Origin of the sequence: Pediococcus acidilactici, assembly GCA_024970065.1 — a bacterium.
Classification (GTDB): Bacteria; Bacillota; Bacilli; order Lactobacillales; family Lactobacillaceae; genus Pediococcus; species Pediococcus acidilactici_A.
Window position 1 is genome coordinate 331,787 of record CP103908.1, and the last position, 21,528, is coordinate 353,314.

20 protein-coding genes and 1 pseudogene are annotated in these 21,528 nt (G+C 43.0%); 12 read left to right on the plus strand and 9 right to left on the minus strand.

What is annotated here, in order from left to right; all coding sequences use genetic code 11:
* Positions 1–37: 37 nt before the first annotated feature.
* Complete coding sequence (locus NYR25_01520; GenBank protein UWF34113.1) at positions 38–865, plus strand: YihY/virulence factor BrkB family protein; 828 nt, start codon at positions 38–40, stop codon at positions 863–865.
* Between the two features lie 75 nt (positions 866–940).
* On the opposite strand, the gene NYR25_01525 is transcribed toward NYR25_01520, so the two are convergent.
* The 4 genes from NYR25_01525 to nrdI all read right to left on the minus strand — a co-directional run bounded on the left by NYR25_01525 (position 941) and on the right by nrdI (position 3,823).
* Entirely contained in the window at positions 941–1,402 is a 462-nt protein-coding gene (locus tag NYR25_01525; GenBank protein UWF34114.1) for an ASCH domain-containing protein, read from the minus strand.
* Positions 1,403–1,476: 74 nt separating this feature from the next.
* A complete protein-coding gene (locus tag NYR25_01530; GenBank protein UWF34115.1) occupies positions 1,477–2,262 on the minus strand; it encodes a tyrosine-protein phosphatase in 786 nt (261 codons plus the stop codon).
* Between the two features lie 281 nt (positions 2,263–2,543).
* Positions 2,544–3,335: a tyrosine-protein phosphatase gene (locus tag NYR25_01535; protein ID UWF34116.1), complete on the minus strand. Its 792-nt coding sequence runs from the start codon at positions 3,333–3,335 to the stop codon at positions 2,544–2,546.
* A gap of 14 nt (positions 3,336–3,349) precedes the next feature.
* Entirely contained in the window at positions 3,350–3,823 is a 474-nt protein-coding gene (gene nrdI, locus NYR25_01540) for a class Ib ribonucleoside-diphosphate reductase assembly flavoprotein NrdI (GenBank protein UWF34117.1), read from the minus strand.
* 163 nt (positions 3,824–3,986) lie between these two features.
* On the opposite strand from nrdI, the gene NYR25_01545 reads away from it, so the two are divergent.
* The 3 genes from NYR25_01545 (at position 3,987) to NYR25_01555 (ending at position 7,588) form a co-directional block, all read left to right on the plus strand.
* A complete protein-coding gene (locus NYR25_01545) occupies positions 3,987–4,838 on the plus strand; it encodes a Cof-type HAD-IIB family hydrolase (protein UWF34118.1) in 852 nt (283 codons plus the stop codon).
* Between the two features lie 217 nt (positions 4,839–5,055).
* The gene (locus NYR25_01550) at positions 5,056–5,988 is read left to right on the plus strand and encodes an ABC transporter ATP-binding protein (GenBank protein UWF34119.1); all 933 of its coding nucleotides are present in this window, start codon (positions 5,056–5,058) and stop codon (positions 5,986–5,988) included.
* Positions 5,978–7,588: an ABC transporter gene (locus NYR25_01555; protein UWF34120.1), complete on the plus strand. Its 1,611-nt coding sequence runs from the start codon at positions 5,978–5,980 to the stop codon at positions 7,586–7,588. Before NYR25_01550 ends, NYR25_01555 begins: the two co-directional genes overlap by 11 nt.
* A 62-nt stretch (positions 7,589–7,650) precedes the next feature.
* On the opposite strand, the gene NYR25_01560 is transcribed toward NYR25_01555, so the two are convergent.
* Positions 7,651–9,036, minus strand: a complete 1,386-nt coding sequence (locus NYR25_01560) for a hemolysin family protein (protein UWF34121.1) — start codon at positions 9,034–9,036, stop codon at positions 7,651–7,653.
* A gap of 221 nt (positions 9,037–9,257) precedes the next feature.
* Between NYR25_01560 and NYR25_01565 the strand changes: the two genes are divergently transcribed.
* Positions 9,258–10,196 (plus strand): aldo/keto reductase, encoded by a 939-nt coding sequence (locus tag NYR25_01565; GenBank protein UWF34122.1) that lies wholly within the window; start codon positions 9,258–9,260, stop codon positions 10,194–10,196.
* Positions 10,197–10,372: 176 nt separating this feature from the next.
* Here the strand turns inward: NYR25_01565 and NYR25_01570 are convergent, their stop codons facing one another.
* Positions 10,373–10,699 (minus strand): DUF960 family protein, encoded by a 327-nt coding sequence (locus NYR25_01570; protein UWF34123.1) that lies wholly within the window; start codon positions 10,697–10,699, stop codon positions 10,373–10,375.
* A 148-nt stretch (positions 10,700–10,847) separates the two neighbouring features.
* Between NYR25_01570 and NYR25_01575 the strand changes: the two genes are divergently transcribed.
* The 5 genes and pseudogenes from NYR25_01575 to NYR25_01595 all read left to right on the plus strand — a co-directional run bounded on the left by NYR25_01575 (position 10,848) and on the right by NYR25_01595 (position 15,864).
* Positions 10,848–11,378, plus strand: a complete 531-nt coding sequence (locus tag NYR25_01575) for a DUF1836 domain-containing protein (GenBank protein UWF34124.1) — start codon at positions 10,848–10,850, stop codon at positions 11,376–11,378.
* A 388-nt stretch (positions 11,379–11,766) separates the two neighbouring features.
* Positions 11,767–12,516: a MurR/RpiR family transcriptional regulator gene (locus NYR25_01580; protein UWF34125.1), complete on the plus strand. Its 750-nt coding sequence runs from the start codon at positions 11,767–11,769 to the stop codon at positions 12,514–12,516.
* Positions 12,517–12,605: 89 nt separating this feature from the next.
* A pseudogene (malX, locus tag NYR25_01585) lies at positions 12,606–14,168 on the plus strand (maltose/glucose-specific PTS transporter subunit IIBC).
* A gap of 60 nt (positions 14,169–14,228) precedes the next feature.
* Complete coding sequence (locus NYR25_01590; protein ID UWF34705.1) at positions 14,229–14,648, plus strand: PTS glucose transporter subunit IIA; 420 nt, start codon at positions 14,229–14,231, stop codon at positions 14,646–14,648.
* Positions 14,649–14,688: 40 nt separating this feature from the next.
* Positions 14,689–15,864, plus strand: coding sequence for a pyridoxal phosphate-dependent aminotransferase (locus NYR25_01595; GenBank protein UWF34126.1), 1,176 nt, complete (start codon positions 14,689–14,691; stop codon positions 15,862–15,864).
* Positions 15,865–15,916: 52 nt separating this feature from the next.
* On the opposite strand, the gene ybaK is transcribed toward NYR25_01595, so the two are convergent.
* Positions 15,917–16,420 carry a Cys-tRNA(Pro) deacylase gene (gene ybaK, locus NYR25_01600; GenBank protein ID UWF34127.1) on the minus strand — a complete coding sequence of 168 codons (504 nt, stop codon included), beginning with the start codon at positions 16,418–16,420 and terminating at the stop codon, positions 15,917–15,919.
* A 108-nt stretch (positions 16,421–16,528) separates the two neighbouring features.
* Between ybaK and NYR25_01605 the strand changes: the two genes are divergently transcribed.
* Positions 16,529–17,251 (plus strand): GntR family transcriptional regulator, encoded by a 723-nt coding sequence (locus NYR25_01605; GenBank protein UWF34128.1) that lies wholly within the window; start codon positions 16,529–16,531, stop codon positions 17,249–17,251.
* Between the two features lie 237 nt (positions 17,252–17,488).
* Positions 17,489–19,852 carry a phosphoketolase family protein gene (locus tag NYR25_01610; protein UWF34129.1) on the plus strand — a complete coding sequence of 788 codons (2,364 nt, stop codon included), beginning with the start codon at positions 17,489–17,491 and terminating at the stop codon, positions 19,850–19,852.
* Between the two features lie 118 nt (positions 19,853–19,970).
* Here the strand turns inward: NYR25_01610 and NYR25_01615 are convergent, their stop codons facing one another.
* Both NYR25_01615 and NYR25_01620 read right to left on the minus strand, forming a co-directional pair.
* The gene (locus tag NYR25_01615) at positions 19,971–20,564 is read right to left on the minus strand and encodes an NUDIX hydrolase (GenBank protein UWF34130.1); all 594 of its coding nucleotides are present in this window, start codon (positions 20,562–20,564) and stop codon (positions 19,971–19,973) included.
* 25 nt (positions 20,565–20,589) lie between these two features.
* On the minus strand, positions 20,590–21,504 hold the full coding sequence (locus NYR25_01620; GenBank protein UWF34131.1) for an RluA family pseudouridine synthase: 915 nt from the start codon (positions 21,502–21,504) through the stop codon (positions 20,590–20,592).
* Positions 21,505–21,528 lie beyond the last annotated feature (24 nt).

Here is a 21,528-nt window from a genome sequence, read left to right on the forward strand (position 1 = left end):
CTTAAAAGCGTTATTGAGGAGATTTAATGAGTCGGAAGTGGTAAATAATTCGATCGTATTAGCGTATTATTTACTGCTTTCCTTTTTTCCCTTAGTAATGCTGTTGGGAACTTTATTACCACTGTTTCAAATCCGGGTAAATACCGTTTTAGAGTACATAGAAACCGCCGTGCCGGAGACCATTTATAACATTACCGAGCCAATCGTTAAAGATTTTTTAGGCTCCGGAAATGGCGAATTATTCTCGTTTAGTTTGCTAATGACGGTTTTTTCAGCTAGCCAAGCGGTTGCAGCGTTTCAGCGAACCGTTAACCGTGCTTACGGGGTTGCTAAATACCAAAACCCAATCATTAACCGGGTGGTTTCCTTTTTTCTTACGGTAGTGATTATTGCGATTATGGCGGTGCTGGTCTTCCTATTTAGTTTTGGTCAAACGTTGGTTAGTTATTTAACGCCCATTCTTAATTTACCGACCCATCTATTTGCGCTAGTCGGCCAATTGAAGTGGCCGGTTACCATTGTCGGTCTATTCGTGGGACTATCCTTGCTATATTACCTAGTACCTAACGCTAAGATTCGTTTTAAGTACGTGATTCCAGGATCGATATTTGCGACGGTCGGTACGATGGTCTTGTCCCAAGTCTTTTCCTTTTACTTGAGGATTTTTGCCCGTTCCGTCACGAGCTATAAAACTTTAGGAACCTTTATTGCCATCATGTTCTGGTTAAACTTTTCAGCAATGATTATCATGTTTGGTGGAGTACTGAACGCTACGTGGCAAGAATTGCGCGAAGGCAAAATCATCGAAACTGCCGGTAGTTTACGCAAAGTGGTTGGAAAATATAAAATTAACATTCATAAATAAACAAAAAACAGTGTGGAAAAGTAAATGACAACTCGATAAGTTGCACTTTCCACACTGTTTTTAATTATCTATTTATTAACGGCGATAAACCACTTCGAATAACTCGGTTACAACTGGATCATCGGTTGAAAATTGATTATCGTAATTAGCCATTAAGTTTTCAAATTTATGCAGGCTACGTTCACGCCAATCTTCGAGGCTGCGATCTCCTTCACCTTCGTTATAAGCATGTTCGGCAGAAACCCTTAAGAAGGGGATTAATTCAGAAACGACGGTTTGGATTATCGCAACGGGTTTCATCTGTCCGTCTAGAAGCACAAAATAATCTCCTGCTTGGGGAATGGCTTCTTGTTCGGCGGAATAATAAGCTAACGGTTTAGTGGTTGCACGCTTTTGCCCTTTGAGAATCAAGGCGTTTAGCCGGTCGATTTCTGCGGGCTGGTCTTGGGGACCAAACCATCGTGTTTGAAAACGATCCTCCTTAACGCCACTTTGTTCGGTAAATGCTTGCCACATTGTTTCAACTGGTGTTGCCATTGTATCAGGTCCTTCCCGTTATCTTATCGTTGTTGCCCATATCCTACCACCTCGGAAACGTTTCCGCAAATGAATTAGTCCTTCTCAAGGTAAATTCGACGAAGGTCCTTTAGGTCAGTTTCACTTAATTCTAAAGCTTCCTTGAAATAATGGTCCCAGTTACCGAATCGATCGATGATTAGTTGATGAGCGCGGTCCAAACTAGCTGCGGCAACGGAAAAGACGCTGTTCATCTTTTGGATTAGCTGGTTAGCGTGCCGGTTGGCAATTTGTTTGCGTAACTCATTCGGATCGCGCCGGCTATAAACTAAATTAGTCAATAGATAGTCTTCCCGAATGGTGCGGTAGGGAACTTGAAGTGCCGCCATAATTAGCATTCCGGCCACCCCAGTACGGTCCTTGCCGGCTGCACAGTGAAATAGGAGCGATTCGTTTTCCTGGTCGTTAGCTAAGAGATCAATGAACATTTGGCGGAACGCTAAACGTGCGTGTTCGTTAAGTACCATTACCAAGTAGGGGTCGTACATGGCTTCTACGTGAGATTGGTATTGTAAATGCTGGTTAGTTGGAATGTCTGAAGTTTCGCCGTCCCGAATTGGATAAACCGGGTAAGAACGGACAATGGTCCCCGTAGGAACACGATCCGGGCGCCAAGTTACTTCGGAAGGAGAACGTAAATCAATGTCGTACTTTAGACCATAATTGGCTAAAATGTCGCCATCATGTTCGTTAAGGCGGGATAATTCACCGGAACGTAAAAGTTTTCGCCATTTGATAGTCTGATTATTAATATTTTGGTAGCCACCGAGTTCTCGCAGGTTCACGGCGTGGGGGAGGTTCAAAATTCGTTCGGGGTTCATAATATTTGCATACTCCTATCTGTGGTTTTAAGCCTATTATAACGCAGCTGAACAGAAACATTTACCGGATCAACAAAAAAGGACGCCGTTTAGGGCGCCCTTTGGGGAGTAGGTTATTGAAAACTACATTCTGTACTTTTTGGAGGAGTAATCAGAATAAATTTTCGGATGAGAAACGGTAAACCCTACCTCCTCATCCACATTTTCTATCATAAATGGTAAATGTGAATTTTTTGTTAACTTAGTCTTTTAAAAATACCAAAGTTTATAAAAATTGTTAATTACTCCAAATAAATTTTTCGGAGATCCGCTAAGTCATGATCCGTTAAGTGGAGATATTCCTTAAGATAGTTTTGGGTGGAGCCAGAAAGCTTTTTAATGGCTTCCATCGCGGAATTGTAGTAGGAAATGTTGACGGATTGTAACGCTTTGGCACTTTGAATAAAGGCCGAATTTTTATTTTGTAATTTTAAATCCATCGCTAAATTATCAATACGAGATTTAATTGCCCGGTTAGTAAGTAAATAATCGGCTCGGATCGTATCTTCGTCAACGTTAAGAGCGGAAAGGAGGAAAACGGCCCCCATGCCGGTCCGGTCTTTTCCTGCAGTACAGTGGAAAAGGAGGGCGGAATCTTCGTCACTATTTGCTAGTAAAACGTCAAAAAATTTGCGGTATGCTTTTTGGGCGTGGGATTGGTTGATTACGTCACGGTAAACGCGCCGCATTTCAACTAGGCCGCTGGTGGGATCATAGTTCATTTTACGTTGCAAATCGCTAGTTTGTTTAGTACTTTGGGTTTCGTCAACCGGAAATACCGGATCGAAGGTGTATTTTGCTCCGGCAGGGACTTGGTCCGGCGCTTGACTTTTTTCTTCGGGAGAACGGAAATCCACGTCGTATTTGATGGGGTATTTAGCTAAAAAGTCTAGGTCCGTTTGGGATAAGCCCGATAAGCGTCCCGACCGAACGATTTTGTTCCACTTAATCGTTTTGCCATCAAGGGTTTTATAACCGCCAAGTTCGCGGAAGTTTAAGCCAGTTGCGATTGGTAAGAGTCTTGCACGTTCCATCTTAATTCCTCTCTTTATACATTAATTTCTTCTTCGACACGTTCTGCCATGTTAGCGTAAATTCGTTCACAGTCTTTGGTGGTGCCCCGGAGTTCATAATTGTCGATCATTTCAAAACCGTAGTCTCGAGCGTAACGGCGGGCTGTTAGGCAATACTGTTCGTTAAAGTTGCGGTTGCCGCTACCCACTACCCCAAGACATAATTCGCGGTTGTGATGGTAGGCAATGTATTCACCCAGCACGTTGGTCATTAGCTCCTTAACGCCGTTATCAATACCGTTGCCGCCATCCAAGTAGGTGGGGACGAAGGCGAAATAGGGGATTTCTTCGTCAGCAAATTCCGTTTCGTCCGTAATTTCCTTTGCGAAAATTAAAGGATTTTTTGGGTCTTGCTGGTGCATTTTTTCGGCGTAGTCACTTAAATCGTCGACGAAAGATTGCGTATTACCCGCAATCGAGATGTACAAAAGGTGAATTTCATTTTTCATGGTTAGAACTCCTTACTATATTTGCTGTTACAGTTAATTTTACGCTCCTCCTAAATAAAATGATACCACGGGTTAATAACAAACTCACTTAAACTGCCGAGAAAGATGGAAACGCTACCAGAATGTAGTACAATAATAGGCAGTAATGTAAGGGGTGAAGGCAGTGAAACCACATTTAGTATTTATGGATATTGACGGAACGTTGATTGACAATCACCAAAACGTTTTACCAGCAACCAAACAGGCAATTGAACGACTCCAACAAGAGGGCGTAATTTTTTACATTGCCACTGGGCGGATGCTGTCGTTAGCAAAATTAATCCAGAAAAAAATCAACAACGATGTTGAAATTATTGCTTCAAACGGATCGGTTTACCAAAAAGGACACCATATCCACCAGGAGCATCTGGGATGGAACGCGTTGAAGGCCATCTACCAAATCACGATGGACTTAGGACTTTCGACAAATTTTTTCACCACCGAAATGACCTACTATACTAACAAAAAGCCGTGGCGCTTAAGTCGGTTAGCGCGGGTCCGCGTGGTGGCGGATAAAATGGGGAACCGGGGTTTTGAAAAGATTCAGGATTTAGACCACTTGCGGCAATTAAGCAGCCAAATTATTAATGGTATCACGATTGACGATGAGCCCTCCGCGCGTTTACAAGAGGCGAAGGAACGCTTAATGGCAACCAAATTGCTAGCAGTGTCGTCTTCTTCGCCAAATAACTTGGAATTAATTCCAAGAAGAATTTCAAAGGCTACGGCGGTCCGTGCGATTATGGATAAGTACCAGATTCCAGTGGAAAGGACGCTGGCTTTCGGCAACGATATGAATGATTTGGAAATGATCCGCGCGGTAGGAACTGGGGTAGCAATGGGGAATAGCCCAGAGCTACTAAAAAAAGAAGCGGATGCGGTGACGGAAAGTAATTTAGAAAATGGAATAGGAAAATTTTTGGAGAGGTATTTTAACTTAGAGAGTGGAAGCCCCTGGGCAACTTCTGAGGATTAATGAAATATAAGGACTAATCACGGGTTAGGTGATTAGTCCTTATATTTAGTTAACCGGAAGAAGTTAGGGGCTGGAACGCATTTTGGCTAGACAGCAAAGAATCCCGAAATAAAGGAATTTTTAAAGAAAAAATACCCGTAAATTTACGTTGACTTATATACCCGCAGAGCGTATTCTGTGTTGGAATTAAAGAGGTACCAGCAGGGAGGCGCTGATAATGAATGCAAAAAAGGTATTAGACGTGCAACAAATCCAAAAGAACTTTGGTAAAGTCCACGCGTTGCGAAACGTTACCTTTCAAGTGAGCCGCGGCGAAGTTTTTGGCTTTATTGGACCCAATGGTGCGGGAAAAACGACAACAATTCGGGTGATTTTGGGGATTATTAAGGCAAGTGCAGGAAAAGCTACCATGTTTAACCAGGATGTTTGGCAAAATCGAGTGGCAATTCATCGTAGACTTGCTTACGTACCAGGTGATGTATATTTGTGGCCAAATCTGACTGGTGGCGAAATCATTGATTTATTCCTAAAAATGAACGGCGAAAAACACTCTAAGCGGACTGATGAATTAATTGAACGTTTTGATTTGGACCCGAAGAAAAAGGCGCGGACTTATTCAAAAGGAAATCGGCAAAAAGTGGCGTTAATTGCGGCTTTCTCCCAGGAAGCGGAGTGTTACATTTTTGATGAACCCACCTCGGGGCTAGATCCCTTGATGGAAGAGATTTTTCAAGAGGAAGTGTTAAAACTTAAGAACGAAGGAAAGGCAATTCTATTGTCTAGCCACATATTATCTGAAGTGGAGCGGATGTGTGATCGAATTGCAATTATCCGCGAAGGTACCATTATTGAACAAGGAACTTTAGATGAAATGCGGCACCTCACCCGCACTCAAATCACCGTCACGACCAGCGACGATGCTGAAATAGTCAAGAACATTTCTGGAGTGCATGGGTTTAGCATTGACCAACGAACTCCCAAAAAAATTAGTTTTTCTGTTGATACAGAAGCCGTGGGCGAAGTGATGAGGGTGTTAACGGAGAAAAATATTTTAGCAATTCAAAGCACCCCACCAACTTTAGAAGACCTATTCCTGAGATACTACAAGCAAGGCTCGGACCAACGTAAGGTGACTGATCATGAAAAATAAAATGAAGGGTTATGGTCTCTTAACGGTGTTAAATTTGCGTCGTGACCGTTTAAACATTGGCGTATGGGTTTTAGTATTAGCGGGGCTGATGGCCAGCGTGGCATTTAAATTTGAAACGTTATACGGAACTCGCCAAGCGATTGCAACAATCAAGTCGACCCTTGATACGCCAGCAATGCAAGCTTTCTTTGGTACCTTTAAGACACCGCTAAAAACCAGTGGAGATCTCTTTGCAACTGAAATGCTGATATTTATGGCAATCGCGATGATTGCAATGAACATTTATTTTGCAATTCGCGCCACGCGTGCAGAAGAGGATCGGGGGCAGACGGAATTACTAGTAGCGCACGATGTTGGAAGCTGGTCAATAATTTTGGCAGCATTCACGGAATTACTCATAATTGACGCGGCGACGGGCGTACTATATAGCTTTGCGATTCAATTTAGCTCTATGGCAGGAGTGAACGCGAATGGTGCGTGGCTGATTGGGCTAAGTTTGGCAGCGATGGGATTATTATTTGGCGTCATTGGTTTATTAATGGCCCAAATTTTCGACAACGCTCGTTCTGCGACGATTGCTAGCTACTTGATTTTTGGGGCGATGTACGTTGCCCGTATGTTTACCGATCTCAAGGCTCCGGACCACACTTGGTGGATTCCCATGGGGTGGATTGAAAAAATTGATGCTTTTCATGGCAACAATTGGACTCCAGTTTTCTTAACGTTAGGTTTAGGAATCATCATGGGGTTAGTGGGCTTAGGAATTAATCAACGGCGAGATGTGGGATCTGGCATTTTTAAGGGATCAACGGGCCGGGCCCGGGCGACGTGGACTTTACGTGGGCCCCTCACGTTAATTGAACGATTACAACGGCACGGCAACTGGATCTGGCTGATTGCATTATTTGTCCTAGGAGGAATGTTAGGTTCAATATTTAACACGGTGGGGGACATTCTAAAATCTAACCCGACCATGCAGCTAGTTATGCAAAAGTCGGCGGTGCGCAGTGCTAATCACCAGATTTTGCTTAACTTTATTTCAATTATCGGGATGATTATGGCCGTTTTAGGAACGATTCCAGCGGTGATGGGGGTTAACAAGCTGCATAGTGACCAGCAACACGGGTATCTGGAAAATGTCTATGCTAAGGCGGTTTCACGAAATCATTTAATGACCGCTTACGTGGTCAACGCGGTAGGAATTGGGATTCTGGGATTTGCAGCAGGATTGCTCGGTGTTTACATCGCGGGAAATTTAGCGCTGTCCCAAGGCGATATTAGTTTTACAGCGTACGTAAAGACTTTTGTGGCCTTTGCCCCGACAATTATTTTGACCATTGGATTAGCGGTTTGTTTCAATGGGATAGCTCCAAAGTTAAATGGGGTTACCTGGCTGTATTTAGGCTACGCATTTTTTACCAGTTATCTCGGTGGTTTACTTAAATTACCGGATTGGACTAAACAACTTACCGGATTAGGATGGACCAAAATGGTTCCTTTAGACCAGGTTAATTACAATTACGTGTTGGTTTTGACGGCGTTGGGAGTAGGATTAATGCTGGTTGGGTACGGAGGATTTAACCATCGCGACCTCGCTTAAAATTAATCCTTAAGCAAAACAAAAAGCAGGGATGTTTAATCCCTGCTTTTTTGGTATCTAGATCAATCGGTAAAGTGATCTACTTCCGGAACGACCGGCGGTACGTCGGCAAGTTCTTCAGGTTTTAACTTATGAACCAAGAACCAGTCGATATGCGCATTTTCGTTATCAAGTACTTCGAAATCGTAGTTTTGGATCCGAACGTGTTCGTGCACCTTGATTTCTGGGTTGTGATCGATGACGTAACCACCAAGGGTAACCACGTCTTCTTCTTCAAAGTCGGGCACGTCAATCCCAAAGTACCGTTCAAAATCGTACACCGTCATTTTTCCGCTAACCTTGAAGTAACCGTCGGCTTCTTTATGAATGTAGTCTCCCGAAACGTCGTCGATTTCATCATTGATGTTGCCAAAGACTTCTTCATAAATATCCTTATCGGTAATAATTCCACTTGTTCCACCGTATTCGTCAACTACTACGGAAATTGGCACTTGCTTTTTGATCATTTGTTCCAAAACATCTTGCAATGCTAAGGTTTCAGGAACCGTAATGATGTTACGAAGCAATTTGCTAACCTTAATGTCGCCATCCACCTGACTTTGACGGATGATGTCGTAGTTGTAGATGTAACCAAGGATTTTATCCTTATCGTTATTGGCAACTACTGGAAAACGACTAAAGCGGCTTTGTAAGTATTGGCGTAACGCATCATCTACCGTACTATCAACGTCTAAAACCACTAACTGAGTCCGGTCGATCATAATATCTTTGGCGACCTTATCATTAAAGTCAAAGGCCCGTTGCATATAAACGTAGTCGTTCTTATCTAATTCTCCGCCGCTAACCGCGTTTTTAGAAAGGTTTAAAATTTCCGCTTGGGAGAAGATTTCCGAATTTTCATCGGCAGGTTGCATACCCATTAACCGAACAATTCCGTTAGCCGAAGCGTTCAATAACCACACGAATGGATAAAAAGCAGTGTGGAAATAGTGGAGTGGGGTTACCACCCACATCAAAACTTTCAACGGAATGTCGATACTGATGTTCTTGGGAACAATTTCGGTGATTACCACTTCTAAGTAAGTTAGTAGTAGAACCCCGATTACTGCCCCCACAATGTGTAGCGAGGCACTGTTAACCATGTGTGTAGCCCCAAATAGTTCGACCACGAAATATTCAACCGTTGATTCACCAATCCAACCGAGGATGATCCCACAGATTGAGGTACCAACCTGAGTAGTTGAAAGATATTCGTTTAGGCGACTAACCATCCGCATTGCCAATCGATATTTCTTTCGCTTGCGAGCGCTAGTGGCTTCTTTTTCGGCTTCTTCTAAGGCACTAGGCCGGGTTTGCACAAGGGCAAATTCGGCGGCAACGAAGAAGTAAGCTAATATAAAAGTGATAAGTATCACAATCAGGTTAGAGACTATCTGACCGCTATCCAAAAATAATTCCCCATTTCTTTTTTCTCGTTATTGTTATATTATACAACGTTAAAATTCAAATTAGTATGCCAAGAACCGTACTTTACCGAAACTAACGGGATATTTCAAGGAATCATTAATAAAAATTAAAACGATTTGAAAAATGTAATAATTGTAATCGCTTTTATTGGTGGTATGATGATGTTGTTAAAAAGTCGTAAGTTTTATCTGGAGGTATGGAAATGAAGAAAATTAACGTGGGCGGTATGCAAGCTTCCAACGTGGCGTTAGGAATCATGCGGATGGATACGCTCTCCGACGAAAAGGCCGCGGAAGTAATTGATGCGGCTGTAGATGCGGGGATTAACTATATTGACTCGGCAGATTTATATGGTCACGGAGCATCAAGCACAAAGTTCAAGGCCGGACTTAAGTTAGCCAAGGCTAGTCGCGATGAACTGTACATCCAATCCAAGGGTGGCATTGTTAGTGAAAATGATGGGGACATTCCGTACGGTAACCGTTATAACTTCAGTAAGCAGCATTTGATTGCGGTGGTAGACGGGGAACTCCAACGTTTGGGTGTGGATTATTTAGATTCCTTTTTACTTCACCGGCCAGACCCATTGATGGAACCAGAAGAAATTGCGGAAGCCTTCGACGAATTACAAACGGCAGGAAAGGTTCGGCACTTTGGGGTATCCAACTTTAACCCAATGCAAGTAGAGTTGGTGCAAAAATACTTAAAACAGAAGCTAATCATTAACCAGCTCCAATTTGGCATTATGCATACGGGGATGATTGACTTTGGTATGCACACCAACATGACTGACGACCGGAGCGTCAACCACGATGGTCAGATTCTTGAATATTCCCGGATTCACGACATGACGATTCAAGCGTGGTCACCTTACCAATACGGATTCTTCGACGGGGTGTTCATTGATAATCCGAAGTTCCCTGAGTTGAATAAGAAAATGCAAGAAATTGCGGATATTTATGGGGTAACCAAGAATGCCATTGCGACGGCATGGATTTTACGCCATCCCGCCCAATTCCAAGTGTTATTAGGTACCATGAATCCGCAACGGATTAAAGAATCGGCAGCCGGTAGCGACGTGGAACTTACCGGACAAGAATGGTACGACATTTACTACGCTGCGGGCAACGATTTACCATAGGCGATGAAAAAAGCAGCTAAAAAATTATTTTGGAACTTTGCTTTTTAATGAAGCCAAAGGTTAGTTTATTTCGCTCAACTGAAAAGCGACCATCATGCCCAATTCAGGCATAATGGCCGCTTTTCGGTTAGTGCTTACAAACTACTCGACTTTTGTCCCACACTCTTTTTTAGTAACTATTGCTTATTGACGTCACTAATTTTCATAGTAATGTTTTTAGGTTTGTCTTGGACGACCACGATGGTTCCCTTGCCAAGAAAGTCCTTCGAACCGCTGTATTTGATAGTGTATTCCTTAGCAACGGCGCCCGAGTTTTGAAGACCCATAACGTAAATTTCGTCATCGGTAAAATCATCACTAAAGGCAAACGCAATTACGGGAGTGACCACGATTTGGTCCTTCTTCATTTGTTTTACCGTGTCCCACAAACCGTTAATTACTTCGCTTGGGAACTGTTCTTTAACTTCGTCAGCAACTTTTCTTTTTTTAGTTGGATCAAACATTTTAATTTCCTCCACCTACGAATAATATGAATAGATTACCATAAAAGATTGCTTTTGATAAATATTGTTTATCATACGAGGTTATCTAGTTTATAATACTAGGTGATGGTGTTATAATAAAGGAAAACAAAGTAAGGAGGTTTTAGCAATGAGTAACTATAAAGAATATCAACGGTGGTTGGAGCTAGTTAGCCGGGTGGAATTACCACACTGGGACGATTTGCCAAACTTTGATTTGTATATGGATCAAGTAGTGGCGTTGATGACGGAATACACGGGACCTTTAGGCTTGGAAGTAGTAACCCCAACGATGATTAATAACTATGTGAAGAATAAAGTGATTGTCGCACCAACGAAGAAGAAGTATCAGGTGATGCAAATCGCGGACATCCTCTTGTTGACGTTGCTAAAACAATCCTTTTCGATTCAAGAGATCCGTTCGGGAATTGACCGGGTAACTGCAAGTGAGTATCCAAAGCAGGCGTACGACCGGTTTATTGATTTACTAAATAAGAAAATTAGTTTGATTGGTAAATCAAGACCAGATCGCCACGCGGAAAATTTAACGGATCAACTACTGGAAGCAGCATCAGATATGGTGGTGGACCAGTTGGAAACCAACCAACTAGTAAAAATAGTAAAGAATTCAAAGTCGCATGAACCGACGAAAATAAAATAGAGTGCGTAGAAACCCGGGTAAACCTTGAGGATTAACGGAATTACGCCACTAATTGCGGTTTGGGCAATTGGTGGCGTAATTTGGTTAACCGGAAAGGTTTGGGTTACGGAGCACGTTTCAACTATGCGGCATAGAAAGAACGGAATTAGGGACGAATCGCGGGTTAGGCGATTGGTCCCTAATTTGGTTAGCCGCAGAGGGCTGGGGTCCATAACGCGTTTCAACTATGCAGCATATAAAACTGTCAGTTGGGTGGATAATTTTTTAGGGTGAATGTTTGCACAGAACCTTGTTAAACTAGCCAAAGCATGTAAAATTAGTTTTGGAAATAATAGGATATCAATATTTGCGGACGTAAATAATATCTACCCAAAGGAAGTTTAAAGAAATGAAGTTTGCCATTCGCGCGCAAAATCTCGAATATAAGCTCACGGAAACTGAAGAAAATATTGTCGAGTATATTTTGGTACACCAAGCTGAGGTAATTAACATGAAAATCGTTACCTTGGCGGAACGCTTTTTTACCGTGCCAAATACCATTACTAGATTTTGCCGTAAGTTAGGTTATGGCGGATTTACCGAATTAAAAGTTGAACTGCGCCACGAACTCCTCGAAAAGCAAACTGGCAATCAACAACTGGCTTTAATTGAGGAAAATTTCGGATTAGTTGATGAAAAGCGGGAAATAAAATTAGCTAAATTGCTTCAAAAAGCACGTTTGGTTAACTTTTATGCGCAAGATCAAACCCATTTGATTGCTGAATTAGGGGTAGAATGTTTTCAAGTTTTAGACAGCAAATTTCAGCTCTTAGGTTACGAAAAAGAGGTGTTGAGCCGAATTAACAATGGAGCAGGGGACGTCTTCTTCTTTATTTCAATTTCAGGAGAAACACCTGCGATTGTTAATTTAGCTAAAAAAGCCAAGGAGCGGGGACATCAGGTGGTTAGCTTAACCAATCTATCAAATAATTCGTTATCGGCAATCGCGGACGTTGCCATTTATTGCTTGACGGAGGTCACTTACATTGCGGGAATCGAAGTTACTGATAAAACTCCGATGTTTGTGATTTTGCAATCCCTGTTTCAGCGTTACTTAGAATTGTGTAAAATTACACCAAAAAAGACCGAAACGTTGTAGTTTCGGTCTTTTTTTCTAATTTTGCCGTTTGACCGCCGTTACAATGGTACCCTTAACTCAATAAAACGATTACATAGGAGGTTACCTTTATGTCAAAGGGAAAGAAAAGAATCGCTTTAGGAGGCTTTTTCCAAGAACTGGGGAAAACATTCATGCTGCCAGTTGCTTTAATGGCATTTATGGGGTTGTTATTGGGACTTGGAAGCTCTTTTTCGAGTCCTACAACCATTGATGCGTTTCCATTTTTAGGAAATAGCATTCTCCAAGTGGTTTTTAAATATATGTCGGCAATCGGCGGTTTTGCTTTTAATAACTTAGCGGTAATGTTTGCGATGGCGATTCCACTGGGACTTGCCAAAAAGGAAAAGGGAGTTGCGGCATTTTCCGGGTTCGTTGGTTACATGGTAATGAATTTAGCAATTAATTTTTATTTAGGTTTAACCAACCAACTTGCTGACGCAGACGCAATGCAAAAGGCGGGGCAATCGCTGGTACTAGGTGTCCAAACCATCGAAATGGGCGTGCTGGGCGGAATTATAACCGGAATAATTGTGTATAACTTGAATAAAAAATATTGCACGATTCAATTGCCGGATAGTTTCGCTTTCTTTGGCGGGGCACGTTTCGTACCGATCATTACGTCGTTGGTGATGGCCGTCGTGGGGATCATTTTGCCAATTATCTGGCCGGTATTCGCCTTTTTAATTAACGGAGTAGGGGCCTTGATTCACGGTGCCGGACCGTTTGGCCCCATGTTGTTCTTCTCGGGTGAACGATTGCTGTTACCATTTGGACTACATCACATTCTCGTTGCCACCATCCGGTTTACCCAAGCAGGTGGCACCATGTTGATCGATGGTCACCAAGTTTCGGGGGCCCTCAACATTTTCTACTCGGAATTACAAAATCATTTGCCAATTTCGCATAGTGCGACTCAATTTTTATCTCAAGGAAAGATGCCGACCTTTATGTTTGGTCTCCCTGGCGCAGCCTTAGCGATGTACCATACTGCCAAACCTGAAAATCGGGCCAAAATTAAGGGGCTATTAATTTCCGGGTTCATTGCGACCTTTATTACTGGAATTACGGAACCAATTGAATTTTTGTTCCTCTTCATCAGTCCGTTCCTCTGGCTTTTCCACGTCTTTATGACTGGATTTGGAGCCTTAGTGGTTAGCTTGTTAGGGGTTAACATTGGTAATACTGACGGTGGAGTCCTCGACTTCTTGATTTTTGGGGTTATGCAAGGCACCCAAACTAAGTGGTACTTAATTCCAATTGTGGGGATCTTTTGGTTTTTGGCATACTATTTCACTTTCAAGAAATTTATCCTCTGGCGCGATTTAAAAACGCCGGGTCGGGAAGTTGCTACGGAACCAGAATATACGGATGCTGAAATTCGGACGAGTGGTAACGCTGGTGGATACGACATTCCGGGAATTCTCAAAGCACTTGGTGGAAAAAGCAATATTGTCACCTTGGATAACTGCATCACCCGTTTGAGATTAATTGTTAAGGACGGCTCAATCATCAATGACGAGGAGCTTCAAAAATTAGGTGCCTTAGGAGTAGTTCATTTAGATGATACAAGTGTCCAGGTGATTATTGGAACTAAGGTTACTACCGTGCGCAACGGATTAGACGCCCTTTTAGAAGGGGCCGAACCCGAAGCTAAAAAGTTCCAAATTGGAGCGCCATTAGCTGGAAAAGCGGTGCCATTAACGGAAGTTCCGGATGCGGTTTTTTCAACCGGCATGATTGGACAAGGTGCAGCAATCCAGCCTACTGACGGCCAAGTGGTTTCCCCAGTAGACGGAGTGGTCACGACGGTCTTTCCTACTAAACACGCAATTGGAATTAAAGCGACTAACGGAATGGAAATTTTAATCCATTTGGGAATTGATACCGTCAAACTAGATGGAAAGCCATTTGAAACCAAGGTTGCCGTTGATGAACAGGTTAAGGCCGGTGATCTATTAGCTACGGCAGACTGGCAAATGGTAGTGGATGCGGGGCTAGCTACCGTTACCCCAGTGGTGGTCACTAATTTTGCCGAGTATACCAACGTCGGGATGATTGCTCAGGGGATGGTAGCGAAAAATACGCCAATCATTGAGGTTGAAAGTGCCTAAGTTCTAAAAGCAGAGATTGAAAAAGAAGGTCGTGGAAATTTTGATTAACTTTGATGAAGTAATTGATCGAAAAGGTACTTATTGTACACAATGGGATTATGTACAAGATCGGTTTGGGAAGGCGGACTTATTGCCGTTTACCATTTCAGATACCGACTTTGCGGTGCCACCTAGCGTAAATGAGGCGATTCAAAAGAGGATTCAACACCCAATTTATGGTTACACCCGGTGGAACCACGCTGATTTTAAGCAAGCCACGCAGCATTGGTTTCAAAAGCGCTTTGGATTGCGGGTGAACGGCGAGTGGATTGTGTACAGTCCGTCGGTAATCTATTCAATTTCCCAACTATTACAAATAAAGTCAAAACCAGGTGAGGGAGTGGTAATGCAAACTCCTGCCTACGATGCCTTTTTTAAGACTATTCGTGCTAACCAACGAAAATTAGTTGAGAATCCGTTGCGGTATCAAAATGGGAAATACACGATTGATTTTGCGGATTTGGAAGAAAAGTTAGCCGATCCTAATAACCAGATTATGTTGCTTTGCTCGCCTCATAATCCCACTGGCCGGGTTTGGACCACGGCAGAACTACAAAAAATGGTTCAGCTATGCGAAAAGTACCACGTTTTTATCATCGCGGATGAAATTCACATGGACGTCGTACGAAAAAATGTGCGCCACCAAAATATTTTAAAGTACGTGGAGCAAAATGCTGCGCTACTCACTTCGGGGACTAAAACTTTTAACTTTCCAGGATTGATTTTTTCGTACTTGTTAATCCCTGACCCAGAGTTAAGAGCCCAGTTTAACTACGCTTTAAAAAACAAGGACGGTCTGTCCTCGTGCAGTATATTAGGAATGGAAGCTACGATGGCTGCGTACAAAAATGAATCAGGGTGGGTGGACGAGTTAAATGAGTACGTGGAAGCCAATCTGGAACTAGTTCGTACGTATTTAAAAAAGCACCTCCCCCAAGTTAAACTGGTAGAATCGGAAGCAACGTATCTACTGTGGTTAGACGTGACCGACCTGCCAATTTCCATGGAAACTATCCAGAAGTATTGTGTAGAAGTAGGAAAGGTAGCCATCATGGGTGGCGGCATTTATGGCGGAAACGGTAAGCAATTCTTACGGCTTAACGTTGGATGTCCGAAAACTAAGGTTCAAGATGGTTTAGAACGGTTGCAACAAAGCATCACCGCAGCCCTCCAATAAAAAAATAATCCCCCAAACTTGATGGCAACTGCTCACGGTTCGGGGGATTATTTTATTCAGTAATGTCGCCAAAGGTTCCGTGAACTAAGTCAGCGAGGTCCGTAGCTTTTAATTGAACGGAACGCCCAATTTTACCCGAAGATACGATAATGGTACCCTGAGTTTGGGCAATGTCCGAAATGTAAATTGGAAAGCCCTTGGTTTCGTAAATACCAATCGGGGTGTTGGCGCCGTGTTCGTACCCAGTCGTTGCCACCAGATTCTTTAACGGAATCATGCCGACCTTTTTATTTCCGGACAGCTTTGCTAATTTTTTATAGCTAAGGTGTTCGTCCACGGGGATTACCCCAACCAGCGGGCCGGTTTGGCTGCCGGTTAAGGCGAGGGTTTTGTAAATAACGTGGTCATCGATTCCGATATGGTCAACGTTGAGTTGCTTGACGTCCCCATCTTGGTACGTTGGAAAAACGAATTGTTGGTACTCAATTTTATGCTTATCTAAAATTTGCTCTACTAAGGTTTTGGAAAGTTTTCCCTTTTTCTTTTTCTTCGACATAATCTATCACCCAGCAATGTATTTTAGCACATTGAGCGAATCCCTCACAAAATGAAAGTGGTAAGTTTGCTATAATGATATAGCAACTAATCTACAGGAGATAATTTAATGAAAGATCTGATTTACCGAAAAATCATCCATGATTTGAAAAAACGCATCTTTAATAATGAATTTCCGTCAATGCGTTTGCCAGACGAACGCTCTCTAACGGCAAAATATAACGTTAGCCGTAGTTCCGTAAAGCGGGCGCTTAGTTCGATGGCGCAAGAGGGAATCGTGTTTAAAAAACGGGGATCGGGAACCTTTATCAATCCGCTGTACTTAAAGAGCCAATCGTCGTTTAATTACGAAGGCTCCAACATCGGGATTACCGACAGTCTGAAATCCAACGGAAAAAAGCAGGGGATTAAGGTGCTAGATTTTTCCGTGATTCCAGCCACCAAAAGCATGAAGACCGATCTGTTCTTAAATGACGGGGATTTTGTCTATAAAATTCGGCGCCTGCGCTTATTAGATGAGGAACCGATCATGATTGAAACGGGCTACATTCCCATTAAAATCGCGCCAGAATTATCCAAGGCCATTGTGGAAAAATCAATTTTTAATTACTTGGAAGATGCGAAGGGGCAACAAGTAACCCGTTCATATATGTCGATTCAAGTAGCGCCCTCTAACCAAGAAGACCAAGAATTACTAGGATTAACCGCTAACGAACCGGTCGGCATTATGTCCGGAATTTTTTTCATGGATGATGGGACCCCCTTTGAAATTTCAAATATGCGAATTCATTATCGGCATATGAATTACAGCACGTTTGTATCAGTAGATTAGGTTTAATTTTTAAAAATAAATAACGGTAAATTACCATTTTTAACCGAGTATGCAGCACAAAGAAGGTTTTTAGAACCTCCATAATCGTTGTAACGGCGCTGTTTGTACGCGGCTATTTTTATTTTTTAAAAATTGGACCGTATCAATTTATAAAATGATTGACCTTTTTCGAGAAAGCGGTTATACTTATCTCGTAAATTAATTAATCAGTTTTTCGCTCACGAAAGGAAGATTACGATGACAGACTATTCATCTAAAGCTTACTTTGACAAACTTGAAAAGTTTTGGCGCGCAGCTAACTACCTCTCAGTTGGTCAATTGTATTTAAAAGACAACCCATTATTGAAGCGTGACGTTAAGGCCTCCGACGTTAAGGTTCACCCAATCGGACACTGGGGAACGATTCCTGGTCAAAACTACATTTATGCTCACTTGAACCGGGTTATTAACAAGTACGGCGTTAACATGTTCTATATTGAAGGACCAGGTCATGGTGGACAAGTAATGGTTTCTACTTCATACCTTGACGGTTCTTACACCGAAGCTTACCCAGCAATTACCCAAGATGAAGAAGGAATGAAGAAACTCTTCAAACAATTCTCTTGGCCAGGTGGGGTTGCTTCTCATGCCGCTCCTGTAACACCAGGTTCAATCCACGAAGGTGGCGAACTTGGTTACTCACTTTCTCACGGTGTGGGTGCTATCTTAGATAACCCAGACCAAATTGCTGCAGTAGTAATTGGTGATGGGGAAGCTGAAACTGGTCCTTTGGCAACATCATGGAACCACAACCGTTTCATCAACCCAATTACTGACGGTGCGGTATTGCCAATCTTGGACATCAACGGTTACAAGTTGAGTAACCCAACCCTTACTTCCCGGATGACGGACGAAGAATTAGCTGAATTCTTCCACAGTCAACATTGGGACCCATACTTCGTTGAAGGCGACGATTCTGAAGCAATGGATCCTAAGATGGCTGAAGTAATGGACAAGGCAATCGAAAAGATCCAAGAAATTCAAAAGAATGCTCGTGAAAACCATGACGAATCATTGCCATACTGGCCAGTAATCGTCTTCCGTTCACCAAAGGGCTGGACTGGTCCAAAGACTTGGGACGGTAAGGTTATCGAAGGTACTTTCCGTGCTCACCAAATTCCAATTCCTGTTGACCAAAACAACATGGAACACGTTGATGCACTAGTTGACTGGATGAAGTCATACAAACCAGAAGAATTGTTTGACGAAGATGGTCACATCGACCAAGACATCCTTGATTTCGTGCCAAAGGGTGACAAGCGGATGGCTGCTAACCCAATCACAAATGGTGGGGTTCACCCAACTGACTTGAACTTGCCTGACTTCCGTCAATACGCGGTTGATACAAGCAAGCGTGGTCTCAACATGAAACAAGATATGTTGGTATGGTCCGACTACTTGCGTGACGTGGTTACTAAGAATCCAAAGAACTTCAGAATGTTTGGTCCTGACGAAACGATGTCAAACCGTCTCTACGGCCTATTCGAAGTAACTAACCGTCAATGGATGGATTCAATCAAGAAGGACTGGGATGAAGCAGTTGCTCCAGAAGGTCGCATTCTTGATGCACAACTTTCCGAACACTCTGCAGAAGGTTGGCTTGAAGCATACACCTTAACTGGTCGTCACGGAATCTTCACTAGTTATGAAGCATTCCTTCGGGTAGTTGACTCAATGCTTACCCAACACTTCAAGTGGTTACGGAAAGCTTCTGAATTAGACTGGCGTCGTGATTACCCATCATTGAACATTGTTTCAACTTCAACAAGTTTCCAACAAGATCATAATGGTTACACTCACCAAGACCCAGGTATCTTAACTCACTTAGCTGAAAAGAAACCAGAATTCATTCGCGAATACTTGCCAGCTGACGCAAACTCATTGCTTGCAATCAGCCCATTAGTAATGAACGATCGTGGTAAAGTTAACTTGATCATTGCATCTAAGCAACCACGTCCACAATTCTACTCAATGGCTGAAGCAGAAATGCTTGCTAACAACGGTTTGGGAATCATCGACTGGGCAAGCACCACGAATGGTGAAGAACCAGACGTAGTTATCGCTGCTGCTGGTACTGAACCAAACATGGAAAGCTTGGCTGCAATTAACATCTTGCACGACCGCTTCCCAGAATTGAAGATTCGCTTTATCAACGTTATTGACTTATTGAAGTTACAAAGTCCAAAGGTTAACCCTAACGGCTTGAGCGATGAAGAATTCGACCGCTACTTCACTAAGGACAAACCAGTAATCTTCGCCTTCCATGGTTTCGAAGACTTGATTCGTTCAATCTTCTTTGACCGTCACAACCATAACTTACACGTTCATGGTTACCGTGAAGAAGGGGACATTACTACTCCATTTGACATGCGGGTGCTTAACGAACTTGACCGCTTCCACTTGGCTCAAGACGTTATCAACTCAATTCCAGAATTTAACGAAAAGGGTGCAGACTTTGCCCAAGAAATGGACAATATCCTTGCTCGCCATCACGAATACATTCGTGACCATGGTGACGACCTTCCAGAAGTTAAAGACTGGGTATGGAAAGACGTTAAATAATTAAAGCTTAAAGATTAAACAAAAAAAGCTGAAAGCAAAAGCCCATACGGGGCGGCTGCTTTCAGCTTTTTTGTTGTGGTAAGGGTAAATAACTATCGTAAACGAAGACTTAGGGTAGTTAATCCACGTGTAAATCTACAGAGTTAAATAATTGTGCAATCTGTTCAGGAGTGGTTCGCTTCATGGAAAGCGGTGGAAGCTGGTCTTTATCAAACCATTGCATCGCGACCGTTTCACTATTCTTAACGAATTCACCGCTTCCCACCGTACAAGCGAAAATAAATTTATAATACTGAAAAGTTTGCGGGACGTCTTTTCTTAGGGAGGTGTCATAGACAGCGCGCAGGGTAGCCGTGTTTACGGTCAGCCCGGTTTCTTCGTGCACTTCTTTAATGACGTTTTCTTTTAGGGACCAGCCAATTTCTGCAAAACCACCGGGGAGGGCCCATTCACCGTGTGAGTTTTCCACAAGCAACACCCGATTTTTTTGGCGAATAAAGGCTCGCACGTCTACTTTGGGAGTTGGATATCCCGCCTCATCCTTAAAGAGTTCCGCCACGGTGGTTACTTGCTCATTTCCAAGCTCACCCAAACGTTGCAAAGCAAGTTGACGGAGATCTTGATAGCGTTCGATATCAAAGCGGTCACTTGCGTAAGCTAATCCAGCTTCGCTAATTGCTAATATTCGACGAATGAAAAAAAGTTCTTCCAAAATAAATGCCACCTTTACTTACAAATTAATCTCCAGCATCAAAGGTTGGAGCAGTCAATGAAATTCCAAAGTAATCGGGTACCGGTGCAGTTACCGTTTGCCAGCTTTGGCTAAAGGGTAAGGGGAATTTGACTTGCCAAGAGTGCAACCGCATGGGGGCTTTGTCAGCAAGTGAATTGTACAAGGGGTCTCCCACGATGGGATGCCCTAAGGCTGCAAGGTGAACCCGAATTTGGTGGGTGCGTCCGGTTGCTAACTGAACGCGTAGTAGTGTCCGCTCGCTAAATTTGCGAATTACTTGGTAATGGGTGACGGCGGGTTGGGCGTTAGGACCGTTAACCTGGCGTTTGCGTTGGTCATCCGGGTCCAATCCAATGGGCAGCGTGATGGTTCCCGTGTCATTTGTTAAGTGGCCTTCCACCACGCAAAGGTAGGTTCGCTGAATCAATTTTTGACTAATTTGGCGGCTAAGCACCGGGACAACAACCGGATTTTTGGCTACCAAAAGGGCGCCACTGGTCCATTGATCTAAACGATGAACGTTATATGCGTTGGCATCTTTCTTGGCAAAGTACGCCTGTAAAAAGTTGATCATGCTTCCCAACTCGTGTGGTTGGTTAGCGTGAGTTTTAATCCCCGCGGGTTTATTAACTACAAGAAGGTCGTCATTTTCAAATAAAACCTCAGGACTTTGGGAAGGGTCCGGGTCAAATGGCGGAAGCGGGGTAGAAAAGTCGCTTTCTTTGAACGATAGCGAAATCAAATCTCCTTCATGGACAATGGTGCTGACCGGTTGGTATTGCTGATTCACCAAAACCCGCCGTTCGGTTCGCAAAAAATGAACCACCTTACGAGAAAGCCACCAAGTTTTTTGGAGTAGCTCTCGTAAGGTTTCGGCGGAATAAGATTGGTCGAGTTTAATGTGGTAAGTCCAGATCATAAGCACTCCTTTTTGCCATAAAAA